General features: G+C 57.5%; 8 protein-coding genes. 5 read left to right on the top strand and 3 right to left on the bottom strand.

Features of this window, described 5'->3' with window-relative positions; all coding sequences use genetic code 11:
- Positions 1-420: 420 nt before the first annotated feature.
- From hypF to BLP93_RS04280, 3 genes are all read right to left on the bottom strand, one after another.
- Positions 421-2,736 carry a carbamoyltransferase HypF gene (hypF, locus tag BLP93_RS04290; protein ID WP_092117565.1) on the bottom strand — a complete coding sequence of 772 codons (2,316 nt, stop codon included), beginning with the start codon at positions 2,734-2,736 and terminating at the stop codon, positions 421-423.
- A 278-nt stretch (positions 2,737-3,014) separates the two neighbouring features.
- Positions 3,015-3,497 (bottom strand): chemotaxis protein CheW, encoded by a 483-nt coding sequence (locus tag BLP93_RS04285; RefSeq protein WP_092117886.1) that lies wholly within the window; start codon positions 3,495-3,497, stop codon positions 3,015-3,017.
- Between the two features lie 126 nt (positions 3,498-3,623).
- Positions 3,624-5,651 (bottom strand): methyl-accepting chemotaxis protein, encoded by a 2,028-nt coding sequence (locus BLP93_RS04280; protein ID WP_092117562.1) that lies wholly within the window; start codon positions 5,649-5,651, stop codon positions 3,624-3,626.
- Between the two features lie 413 nt (positions 5,652-6,064).
- On the opposite strand from BLP93_RS04280, the gene rpsU reads away from it, so the two are divergent.
- Genes rpsU through rpoD form a run of 5 tightly spaced genes read left to right on the top strand, consistent with a single transcriptional unit; the run spans position 6,065 to position 12,672 of the window.
- Positions 6,065-6,268: a 30S ribosomal protein S21 gene (gene rpsU / locus BLP93_RS04275; RefSeq protein ID WP_092117883.1), complete on the top strand. Its 204-nt coding sequence runs from the start codon at positions 6,065-6,067 to the stop codon at positions 6,266-6,268.
- The gene (locus BLP93_RS04270; protein WP_092117559.1) at positions 6,265-6,711 is read left to right on the top strand and encodes a GatB/YqeY domain-containing protein; all 447 of its coding nucleotides are present in this window, start codon (positions 6,265-6,267) and stop codon (positions 6,709-6,711) included. The genes rpsU and BLP93_RS04270 overlap by 4 nt, the downstream gene beginning before the upstream one ends.
- Positions 6,712-6,735: 24 nt before the next feature.
- Entirely contained in the window at positions 6,736-9,042 is a 2,307-nt protein-coding gene (locus BLP93_RS04265) for an endonuclease MutS2 (RefSeq protein WP_092117556.1), read from the top strand.
- Positions 9,043-9,064: 22 nt separating this feature from the next.
- Complete coding sequence (dnaG, locus tag BLP93_RS04260) at positions 9,065-10,906, top strand: DNA primase (RefSeq protein ID WP_161946191.1); 1,842 nt, start codon at positions 9,065-9,067, stop codon at positions 10,904-10,906.
- Positions 10,906-12,672, top strand: a complete 1,767-nt coding sequence (rpoD, locus tag BLP93_RS04255; protein WP_092117550.1) for an RNA polymerase sigma factor RpoD — start codon at positions 10,906-10,908, stop codon at positions 12,670-12,672. Before dnaG ends, rpoD begins: the two co-directional genes overlap by 1 nt.
- The last annotated feature ends 3 nt before the right edge of the window (positions 12,673-12,675 follow it).

The following is a 12,675-nucleotide window of genomic DNA, read 5'->3' as shown; positions in this document are numbered from 1 at the left end:
AGACTGATGGGAAAGACAAGGTGATTGCCAGAGGCTTGCAGGAAATTTCGATTTTATCATAAATTCGGGAGGATATAGATACACCTGAACACTCTGTCCCACCGCAGTCGCAATCGAAATCGCAATCGAAATCGAAGACCATATAAATAAGGATCACGGCTCAACGAGGGAAAGCGTTTTTTTTCGATTGCGATTTCGATTGCGATTTCGATTGCGATTTCGATTTGGATTGCGATAGGAATCCGCGAACAGTTATTACCCAGAAACCCTCGCCCTGAGGCTTTGCCAGAAGTGCTCATCGAGAAATATGAACAGGGATTGTAAATGCAAGCGAAAGGCTTGTGATGGGGGCAGTGATGGTCGTCGAATAACGCCGATTTGGAACGGCGGGCCGGGTCCTTGAGCTTGCCGAGGCGTTTTTTATCCGCGCTCCAACATCATCCGGCCGTACATGGCCTGCCCCAGGGAGATGCAGGCGTCATTGGGGGGAAGTTGGGCGTGCATCAGAGCAGTCAGGCCCCTTTTGGCCAGAGCAGCCGGGAGGAGAGTGGCAAGGGTGGCGTTCTGCATCACCCCGCCGCTGAGCCCCACGCTGTGGACACCGGCCCGTTCGGCCAGACGAACCGCCAGCTCGGCCAATCCCCTGATCAGGCCCAAATGGAACCGGCGGCTGATCATACCTGCCGGTGCGCCTCTCTCCCAGTCGGCATGAACCTGGGAAAAGAGGAACAGGGTATCCAGCTGCACCGGTTCGAGATCCAGACGTAACGGGCAGGGATAGGGTTCAAGATCGCCGGGATGCTGGATCCGTTCCAGGATGATGGCGGCCTGTCCTTCATAGGCCATGACGTTTTTGAGTCCCAGCAAGCCGGCCACGGCATCGAACAGCCTGCCGCAGCTCGTGGTTTGCGGAGAATTGATCTGCTTATGGAGCATGGTTCCCACCATGGCGTCGGCCTGGCCATGGGTCTCAAGCCAGGGCCAGGGCCGATCCGCCGGAGTAGCGATTCCGATGCTCCACAGATAGCTGCGGGCCATGCGCCATGGCTCCCGGGCCGCGGCTTCCCCGCCGGGCTGCATCACCGGCGCGAAGTGTCCAAGTCTTGCGTATTCGGTGCCGCGAGGATCAACCAGCAAGGCTTCGCCGCCCCAGATGGTCCGATCGTCGCCCAGCCCGGCCCCGTCCAGAGCCAGCCCCAGAGCCGGAAGTTCATGCCGGTTCTCGGCCAGGACCGAGTGAATATGCGCCACATGGTGCTGAAGTTGAAACAGCGGCCCTTCCAGTTCCCGGCCATGGACGGTGCTCATATAGTCGGGATGCAGGTCTGCGACTTGGGCTTCAGGGCGGACCTGCAGAATGCTCTGCAAGTGGCTGATGGTTTCCCGGTAGAAGGCGAAGGTTTCCAGGTTCTTCAGATCCCCTACATGCTGACTGACAAACGCCTGGTCGCCTTTGGTCAGACAGACGGTGACCTTCAGTTCCGGACCGAGGCCAAGCACGCTGGGTCCCGGGCGGCGTAAAAATACCGGAGACGGCGTGTATCCCCTGGCTCGCCGGAAAAAATCCGGCTGCCCGGTAACCGAATTGGGGCGGAGTACGGAATCATCACAGCGGATCAAAATGTCCCGGTCGTGGAAAAGAAAGAGATCCGCGAGCGGCGCAAGGCGCTGCAGGGCCTCCCGGTTGCCCAAGGCTATGGGTTCACTGCTCAGGTTGCCGGAAGTCATCACCAGAACCGGTGGCCATTTGGGCCCGACGGCTAGGCGGAACATGTCCAGCAGAACATGGTGCAACGGGGTATACGGCAGCATCAGACCCAGATAGTCCGTATCCGGAGCCAGATGTTCGGACAGAATTCCATTGTGGGCAGCGGGCAACAGCACGATGGGACGCTGAATGGAAACCAGCTGCTCCTGTGCCGCGGGGGACACCACGGCGACCCGAAGTGCCGTTTCCACATCCGAAGCCATCACGGCCAGTGGTTTCTCCCAGCGCTGCTTGCGCCGCCGCAGTTCAGCCACGGCCTGATCGCTGCCGGCTGCGCAGACCAAGTGAAAGCCGCCAAGCCCCTTGACCGCGAGGATCTTGCCTTCAGCCAGAGCCCGAGCCGCACCTTCCAAAGCGGAATTCGCTTCAGCCAGACGGCTGCCCTGGTGCGAGGAAAGCCAGACCTGGGGACCACAAATTGGACAACAGTTCGGCTGGGCGTGAAAGCGGCGATTCAGAGGGTCTTCATATTCCCGGAGACAATCCGGACATTGCGGGAAACAGGCCATGGAGGTCATCGGGCGGTCGTAAGGAATGCTCTTGGTGATGGTCAACCGGGGGCCGCAATTGGTGCAATTGATGAACGGGTAGCGGTAGCGCCGATTTCGGGGATCGAAGAGTTCTCCCAGACAATCGTCGCAGGTGGCTGTGTCCGGGCTGATCAGAACCTGGTGACCGGTTGCGGAGATGCTCTGCAGAATCCGGAACTCCTTCTCCCCGGTTTGGACCGGGACCGGAGTCGCGGAAAGAGAAGTGATTTGGGCTAATGGCGGGAGCGAGCGACGCAGAAGATCCGCGAAAATTGAAGCATTCGAACCCGATCCCTGAACTTCTATGGCCACGCCTTCAGCAGAATTCAACACGAATCCAGTCAGCCCCGACTCCAGGGCCAGCTTGTACACCGTAGGTCGAAATCCCACGCCCTGAACCTGGCCGGTGACAATCAAGCGATAACGTTGCAAGTGCATGAAGAGGTGGGAGACGCCATAAGGCGCTGATTAAATGTGAAATTACGGAAACTACTCAGTTCATATGGATAAAAGAACTGGATACCTCCCTTCGTGGGCATAGCTGATTTGAAGTCGCCCAGATAAAAAATCGCCGCAAAGGCGGGAATCCAGGACCGAATTAAGGCCATAAATGGAATCTGCTGCGTAATTGCAAAATGCGATGAAAGCCCCGAGGCGCGTGACGCCCCGGGGCAAGGAGGAGGAAGAGAAGATTGTTAAACAGGCAACTGGCGAGGCTAGACTCCAGCCAGCATACTTTGCTCGCCCTTGCTCAGCAGCCTGTCCAGATCCAGCAGGATCAGCAGGCGATCGGCCAGCTTGCCCACCCCGCTGATGTATTCGGACTCAATCCCGGAAATGATGGGCGGTGGCGGTTCCACGGTATTCGCCGGGATGCGAAGAACCTCGGAGACGGAATCCACAACAAAGCCGACAATCACCTTGCTGATCTCGATCACGATGATCCGGGTGTGCTTGTCGTGCTCCTGTGTAGCCATGCCGAACCGTTTGCGCAGATCAATGATTGGAATGACCTTGCCCCGCAGGTTGATCACGCCCTCCACGAAATCCGGCGCCTTGGGCACCCGGGTGATGCCCATCATTCGGATGATCTCCTGAACCTTAAGAATTTCCACACCGAACTCTTCATCGCCGATGTTGAAGGTGACCAGTTGAAGCAGTGCGCTGTCCTTGTCTTGTCGCGTATATTGCTCTTGCATGACAATTTCTCCGGAAACGGTGAATGATGCAGGGTCCATATCAGTTGCGCAACAGGTCGGCAACTCCGGCGCACATGCCCGGAACTCATGCGTGAGTTCCGGGCATGTGCGCCTGGGCGACAAAGATCAGGAATCCTTCATCTGCCGCACGAGATTCTGCAGATCCTGGGATTGCCTGGCCAGATCGGAAACGGCCTGGGCTGACTGGCTCATAACCTCGTTGGTCTCAGAGGCAATCCGGTTGATGTCCTCCACGCCGCGATTGATTTCTTCACTGGTGGCAGACTGTTCCTCGGCAGCCGTGGCAATGGAGCGGACCTGATCCGCCGCCTGCTCCGCCAGGGCCAGAATTTCCTTCAGGGCCTGACCGGACTGGTTCGCCAAGTCCGTGGCCTGCTCAATGGCATGAACGGATTGATCCATACCCTGAATGTTTGCTTTAGTGCCTTGTTGAATGGCCGATATGGCCTGCCCGACTTCCTTGGTTGCATTCATGGTCTTTTCCGCCAACTTGCGCACCTCGTCGGCCACCACGGCAAATCCGCGACCGGCATCACCGGCCCGGGCCGCTTCTATGGCCGCGTTCAGGGCCAATAGATTGGTTTGGTCGGCAATGTCCTCGATCACGTTCATGATGCGACCGATCTGCTCGGCCTGCTGACCGAGTTGATTCAGGTTGTTCTTCATTTCCGCGGCCTGTTGCTGGACCTTGTTGATGGCCGCGACGGAAGCCGTGACGACCTTCGCCCCGTCCTCGGCCTTGGTTCTGGACTGGTCCGAGGCTTCTGCTGCCTGGGATGCATTCTTGGCCACCTCAAGTACCGTTGCGTTCATTTCCTCCATGGCCGTGGCGGTTTCCCCGGTCCTGGCCCGCTGCTCCTCCGATCCGCGACTGGCCTGCTCCACCTGGGCGGCAAGCTGCTCGGAAGCCGAAGTCATCTGCTCAATCACGCCTTCAAGCTGGCCAGCGGCCTGCAACATACCTTCACGCTTGGCATTCTCAGCCTGCTCCTTCGCTTGCATGGCTTCCTCAGTGGCTTCACGGGCCTGCTGCGCGGCCAGTGCCGCTTCCCGGGCTTTTTCATCCGCCTCCTGGATTTTGATCTTCAGATTACCGACCATGGTTTTCAGCGCACCCGCCAGGATGCCGATCTCATCCTTGTTCTTGACCTCCAGTTGCTCGTCCAAATTTCCCTGGGCAACCTGGGTCGCGAAAGCAGTCGCATTGCGGATAGGCAGGGCCAAACTGCGTGCGAACAAGATCCCCACGGCGATCATGACTCCGCCGACGACCAAACTGACCAACAGAATGGACATGAGAATGTTGTTCTGGGCCTCCTCCACCACATTGCGCGGCACGCCGATGAAGAACATCCCGCTTACCTCTCCCCTACTGTTGATGATCGGCCAGTAGGCGGTATCATAATTCTGACCGAGAATCATGTTCCTGTCGAAGTAGGTTTGGCGCTGTTGCAGAACCGTGGAGAGCACCTGCTGATTGTCCATCCTGGTGCCCACCACACGCTGGCCGTCGCGCATGATCGTTGTGGCCAAGCGGGTATCACCCTCAAAAATCGTGGCCTCGACCCCGAACCGGCGCTTGACGTCATCCACGAAAGCGAAGGAGCCAAGATTGAAGCCGGGCGTGACAACCCCCAAAATTCGATCGCCCATTTTGACCGGAAAACCAGCACGCACGGAAAACTTGACTTCCGTCCCGTGCTCGATCCCCACGCTGGATTCCCCCTTGAGCGCTCTTTGCACGTTGACCTGATTGGCGACGCTGTCTCCGGTTCGCTGTGAATGGCCCCTGGCGACTACCACTCCGTTACGATCGGATATGGTAAGAAAATCGACTCCGGTCTGCTGCATGACGTCGCGGGCAAATTCCTTCAACATTTGAGTATCGTTTTGTTGCAAGGCATGTTGAACTTCAAAGTTGGAGGACATTAAAAATCCAACGGCTTCAAGCAACTCTTCCCAATCCTCGATCTGCGCCCGCACTGCTCCCTGGAAACCGTTCAGTTCCTCCAGAGCCTTCTCATCAAATCCTTTGGCGACATAATGATTCGTGGTGAAAAACAGGACGCTGCTCGTCAGCAGCACCGCCAGGACGACAACCCCGATCAGTTTGCCGAAAATCGACACTTTCATTGATTTGCTCCATTTATAAAAAATGTTTCGATGTGCATGTTTCCCGGAAGCCCCTGAACGCCATTCCCCACTGCATGCTGAACCGTGAAAATATAAATCCCATCATTGGCCATGATAACCGAAGGCATACCCCACTATTGAACTCCTACACGAAGACATGCATGTCGAAGATAGCCGACTAAATTAGTAAGGATTCGTGAAGATTGTTTGCCCGTTAGCATACTTTGTTCAGCAAGTATACTACTTATTTTAAGAATTACATGGCGCAACAATTGTTGCGCCATGCGCACGATACGGTGAACATTTTATTCAGAATGTCGCTTGCCTGCTGCAAACATTTCGGATATAGTCATAATCTTTTGAAAGTTCCCCTCACGTCCGCCCCCGGCGTGAGGCCGGGAGGTGAATACAACTTGCCAGGAATTGTTTTGAGTGAGAACGATCACTTTGATTTTGCATTGCGAAAGTTCAAGAAACAAGTGGAAAAGGCCGGAATCCTCTCCGAGCTGAAAAAGCGGCAGCACTATGAAAAGCCCAGCGTCCAGAAGAAGAAAAAGGAAGCCGCGGCCCGCAAACGTGCAATCAAGAAAAGCAGAAAGACAACATCTTTCCGATGAGCCTACTCGAGCGGATTGAGGGCGACTACATCGTCGCCTACAAAAGCAGAGATCACGATTTGACGGCTGTCTTGAGAATGCTCAAGGCAGCCGTCAAAAATCGTCAGGTCGAGCTGCGACGTTCCCTGACGGACGACGAAGTCCTCGACCTCGTACTCAAGCAGATCAAGCAACGCCAGGAGTCCATCGAAATGTACTCCAAGGCCGGCCGGACCGAGCTGGCAGCCAAGGAGGCCCTGGAGTTGGAACTCTTGCGGGCCTACCAGCCACAACCATTGTCCTCCGATGAATTGTACGCGCTTGTCGATGCCGTGACGGCTGAGCAAGGCGCCACATCCATCAAGGATATGGGCCGGGTCATCCAGGCGATCATGAATACCCACAAAGGGCGGGTAGACGGAAAGACCGTCAGCGAACTGGTGCGGAACCGCCTTTCTTCCTGAAAAACACGCCCGGTTCCATTTCCGATGGAATCACGAACATATCTTCTTTTAGAATTTCCCAAAATCCTTGACGCCCTTGCCGCCTGTTGTCGGTCCGATTCAGGACGGCAGGCGAGTCATGCGTTGACGCCGGCCCGTGATGTCTCAGAAGTCGCCCGCCGGCAGCGCCGTCTGCGTCAGGCCATGGCTTGGGCCGGGGAAAGCCGCGTGGATTGCCCGTCCTTTCCGGATCTGGCCGGGGTTTGGACATATGTCCAGTCTCCATCGCGCATCCTTGATCTGGACGCGCTCTGGGCAGTGGGACAATTCGTTACCGCCGCCAAGTACGTGCGGCAAGCACTGCTTGCAACGGACGGCCCGCGCTGGCCTGAGCTGCATGAAGAGGCCGCAAACCTGGCCTGGCCGGAGATGACCGCGGCCTCGCTGAAGCGATGCCTCAGCGACGACGGCCATCTCAAGGACGAAAGCTCCCCTGAACTGTGGTCCGTGCGGCAGGAAATCCGGGCTATCCATCAGCAGTGTACACGGCGGGTCAAGGAATACGTCGCCGAGCAGGGGATCGGCACCTATCTGCAGGACGACTTCATGACCATCTCCTCGGATCGCTACGTGCTGCCGCTCAAGAGCAATTTCAAGGGCAAGGTCCCGGGAATCATTCATGATTATTCCCAGACCGGGGAAACCTGTTACATAGAACCGCTGTTCCTGGTGGAGGTCAACAACAAACTCCAGGAACTGAAACAGGAAGAACGTGAAGCCGAAGCGCGGGTCATGGCCCATCTCACGGGGCTGATTCGCCAGGAACTGGATGCGTTGCAGGCGCTTTTCCTCTGGCTGGCGTCCATGGATCTGCTGCTGGCCAAGGTCCGGCTCGCGGACCAGATGCAGGCCCGTTCCATCGACATTGTTTCCGGCGGCGAGTTGAACCTGAGGACTGCCCGGCATCCCCTGCTGGTCCTGTCCGGCCATGCGGCCAAGCCGGTGGATGTCCAACTCAAGGGCGAACACCGGGTCTTGATCATCAGCGGCGGCAACGCCGGCGGCAAGACCGTGGCCCTGAAGACGGCCGGGCTGCTGGCCCTGATGGCCCTGTCCGGGCTTCCGGTGCCCGTGGGCGAGGGCAGCACCCTGCCGCTGTTGCTCGACATCCATGTTTTCATGGGCGACGAACAAAGCCTGGAAGGCCAGCTGAGCACCTTTTCAGCCCAGATCAGCCATGTAGCCGCGGTATGGGAGAACATCGGTTCGCAAAGCCTCGTCCTGCTGGACGAGTTCGGCGCCGGAACCGATCCCAGTCAGGGTGCGGCTCTGGCCCAGGCCGTGGTGGACGGGCTGCTGGAGAAAGGGGCCTGGGCCGCCGTGGCCACGCATTTTCCGTCTCTGAAGGCCTACGCCTTGACCAGGGAAGGAGTGCGCTCAGCATCCGTGCTTTTCGATCCGAAGAACAACAAGCCCCTCTACAGTCTGGCCTATGATCAGGTTGGAGCCAGTCAGGCCATGGAAGTTGCCAGGGAATACGGCCTGCCGGATTCCATTCTGACCAAAGCGGAGCAGTATCTCCTGGTGGACGGCGCGGATACGGGCAGGCTGATCGAGCGGCTCAACGCCCTGACCGTGGAGCGCGAAGAGGAACTGACCAGGGCTCGCGAACTGCGCCGCGCGCTGGACGAGCAGAAAACAAAGCTGCGTGCCGGCTTTGAGCGGGAGAAAGCGGCTCTGCTCCAGGAAATCAAGAAACAGGCCCAGGATGTTCTGCTGCGGTTGCGAGAAGAAAAAGTTTCCCGTCGCCAAGCCTTGCGCGAATTGGCCCGAACCCGCAAAGAGCTGGAAGCCGAGTCCGAATCGCCGTCCCGGGTAGAGGAGAAGGCATGGGAGGATTTCCAGATTGGTGAGTCCGTCTCCTATCCGGCCTGGAACAAGTCCGGAACCATCCAGGAGAAGGACGAACGGCGCAAGGCGTTAAAGGTCGAACTGGGCGGGGTGTCGTTGTGGCTTCCGTACCAGGATGTAACCCCGCGTGGATCAGGCAGTCAGCCCCAGCAGGCCGCATCCGGCTCGGTCTTGATTCGAAAATCGCCGGATCAAGCCATGCCGCTGCGCCTTGATTTGCGTGGCCAGCGCGCCGACGAAGCCCTCAGCCTGCTGGCGGCCTTTCTGGATCGCGCCCTGTTGCGTGGTTCGCATCAGGTGGAGATCATCCACGGCCGGGGTACCGGCGCCCTACGCCGGGAAGTGCATCAATTCCTGAAGGATCATCCCGTGGTCGCCTCGTATGCCACTGCCAACGAGGACGAGGGCGGCGACGGAATGACCATGGTCACGCTGCGCTAAATCAACCATCCGGATGAGATTGATGCCTTCGACGGCGTCGTCCACCCGAACCACATACTGCCATTATTCTCCCATCGGAATTATGAACAAAACCGCCATCCAGCAAATCAAATCTCGGCTCGATTTCGTGGAGCTGGCCGGCCGGTATCTGGAATTGCGGCCCAATGGCGAACGGTGGAGCGGCCCCTGCCCCTTTCACCACGAAACCCACCCTTCCTTTCACGTCAATCCGGGCCAGGGTTTCTACTACTGTTTCGGGTGTCAGGCTTCCGGAGACGCCATTGATTTCTACGCCCGCATCAACGGGCTGGACTTCCGGCAGGCCCTGACCCAGCTGGCCCGAGAAACCGGCGTGGAACTGGATGACGGTCCCACGAATCCCCAGGATAAAAAAATCCTGGAGGACCGGGAAATCTATCTGCGCATGTACGTCCGGAGCGCGGCTTATTTTCAGGAAAATTTCGTTTCTTCCAAGGGGGGGATGCAACGCAAATACCTGTTGGATCGCGGGGTCAGCCCGGAGATGATCGATGCCTTCCAGATCGGTTGCAGCCGCGAGGATTGGCACGGGCTGGAGAAGTTTCTGCTCTCCGAGGGGTATGACCAGGACAAGGCCGTGACCTGCGGGCTACTGGTGCGCAATGACCAGGGCAAGGTGTACGACCGTTTCCGGAATCGGATCATGTTTCCCATCCATGATCTTGCCGGAGCGATCATTGCTTTCGGCGGTCGGGCCATTGACAGTTCCGAACCAAAATATATCAACAGCAGTGAAACACCGATTTACACCAAAGGCAAGCATCTTTATGGGTTGTATCAAGCCAGGCGAACCATCGTCCGCGACAAGCGGGCGCTTCTGACCGAAGGCTATCTGGACGTGGTGGCCCTGCATCAATTCGGATTCACCGGCGCTGTTGGAGTTCTGGGGACTGCACTGACCCAAGACCAAGTCAAAAGACTGGGCGGTTTGTGCCCTCGGGTCGACCTGCTTTTCGACGGTGATCAGGCCGGATTGAAAGCTGCGGTGCGTGCCGCGGAAATGTTTTTGATCCAGGGAATTGCATGCAATGTGGCGACCATGCCCGAAGGCCGGGACGTGGACGACGTCCTCCATGGCCAGGGACCGGAAGCGCTGGGGAAAATCCTCGATTCCGCCCGTTCCGGCCTGGAATTTTGCGTGCAGACCATTTCCAGAACCTATGCGCCACGGGATATCATGGACTGGGTGCGCCGCTTTCTAGACTCCATACCCGGGGATGACCTGCGGGCCTACTACCTGCCGCGACTCGCCACCGGACTCGGCATGTCCGAAACAGAACTGCGCCGTAGCCGGTTCACGTCGGCATCGTCATCTGTTTCCGAAACGACTGGGGCATCATCCCCGGATTCCGGTAAAAGTACTGCCGGGAAATCCAGACTCACGACCCGTGACCGGCAGTTGCTCGCCTTTGCCGTGAGCTGTCCGGAATATCGCTCTCAACTCGCCACCGGCGATCTGGAAGCGGTCCTGGAAGATCCTTGGGCCCTACGGCTCTGGACCAAATTGCGAGCTATGGATGCGGAACACCTCACCGGAAAAGAAGACGGCTCATCCGAGAGCTCCGTCCGGCCCGGCTTTGATTATACAAGTTTGGATGAGGACGAACGCCGCGTCTGCTATCAGCTACTCGCGGAAGTGCAACAGCGTGGAGAGCCGGACCGGGGTGTACTCTGGACGGAAATCCAAACTTGCCTGAACAGGAATCTTCTCAAGAAAAAACAACAAGACATGTTGCGGGCCATGCGTGAAGCCCAGAACCAGGGCGACCAGCAACGTGTGGCCGAACTGCTTCAAGCCTATCAAGATCTCGCCATGGAGGCATAATGAGCAATATCAAGGAAATCCAACAGATCAAAATGTTGATTGCCGAGGGCACGAAAAAAGGCTTCCTGACCTTTGAGGAGCTGAACAAGGCTCTGCCTTCGGAAATCAGCAACCCCGAGCAGATCGAGGAAGTCATCAATATTTTTGATCAGCTGGATATCACGATCATCGACGCGGGCAAGGTGACCAAGGGCATCCTGACCGAAGAAATTGACGAAACGCCGGCAACCGAGAGTGTCGGCGTTCAGTTTGCCGAAGGCGATGACGCTGAGTACGCCCCCCGTGGGTCCGATCCTGTCCGGATGTATTTGCGTGAGATGGGTGCAGTGCCCCTCCTGGACCGGGAGGGAGAGGTGCACATCGCCAAGAAGATCGAGGTTGGCGAGATGGAGGTGCTGTACGCCCTGGTGGAGGTTCCCGTGGTCATCGACGAGTTGATCAAGATCGGCGAAGACTTGAAACAGGGCCGGATTAAACTCAAGGACGTGGTCAAAACCATTGAGGAAGACGATCCTTCCGAAGATCAGATGAACCAGCGCCAGCGCGTACTGTTCCTGCTGGATGAAATTCGCGGGGTCTACCGGAAAAAGCGCAAGGTGTACATGAAGCTGGACCAGTGCGCCCGGCTGGATCGTCGGGTTTACGGCCTGCAGATGGAAGTGATCGCCTTCAAGGAAGAAATCGTCGCATCTCTGAGGGACATCAAGCTGGAGAAAACCCTGATAGATAGGCTGATCGAAACGGTGGAGGATTTTGTCCGGCAGATGCACAACTGCCAGCGCGACATCAGCGCATACATTCTTTCCGTGGGAAAAACCCAGAGTGAGATCAAGGAAATCTTCAGTTTGCTGGACAAGCGGGAAATCAGCCCCGTAGCCGCGGCGGACTCCCTGAACATGACCATGGACGAACTCTTTTCCTTCAAGGAGATGCTGGCCGGCAAGATGGAAATCCTGGAACGGCTCCGGGAGCAGTGCCATCACAGCGTCCATGACCTGGAGGAAGTTCTCTGGCGGGCCAAACGCGGCAACATCGCAGCCCTGGCCGCGAAGCAGGAGCTGATCCGCTCCAACCTGCGTCTGGTGGTCAGCATCGCCAAAAAATACACCAATCGCGGTCTGCAGTTCCTGGACCTGATCCAGGAGGGCAACATCGGCTTGATGAAAGCCGTGGACAAGTTCGAATACCAGCGCGGGTACAAGTTTTCCACATATGCCACCTGGTGGATCCGCCAGGCCATCACCCGAGCCATTGCCGACCAGGCCCGGACCATCCGCATCCCCGTGCACATGATCGAGACCATCAACAAGCTGATCCGCACCTCCCGCTATCTGGTCCAGGAACTGGGCCGCGATCCCTCTCCCGAGGAAATCGCCGAGCGAATGGACTACCCCCTGGACAAGGTCAAGAAGGTCCTCAAGATCGCCAAGGAGCCCATTTCCCTGGAAACGCCCATCGGTGAGGAAGAGGACAGCAGTCTGGGCGATTTCATCGAGGACAAGAAGGCCCTGGCTCCTGCCGAAGAGGTGGTCAATGCCAAGCTTTCCGAACAGATCGCTGAGATCTTGTCCGAACTGACTCCCCGGGAGGAACAGGTTTTGCGCAAACGGTTCGGCATCGGCGAACCGTCGGACCATACTCTGGAGGAAGTGGGCAAGCTCTTCAACGTGACCAGGGAACGAATCCGGCAGATCGAGGCCAAGGCTCTGCGCAAACTGCGCCACCCCGGTCGCAGCCAGATCCTGCGCTCGTTCTACGACGGATGATTC

The sequence above is a fragment of the Desulfonatronum thiosulfatophilum genome, assembly GCF_900104215.1.
Taxonomy (GTDB): Bacteria; Desulfobacterota; Desulfovibrionia; order Desulfovibrionales; family Desulfonatronaceae; genus Desulfonatronum; species Desulfonatronum thiosulfatophilum.
The sequence above is the reverse complement of the archived record's forward strand: the minus strand, read 5'-3'. Positions and strand labels throughout refer to the sequence as shown.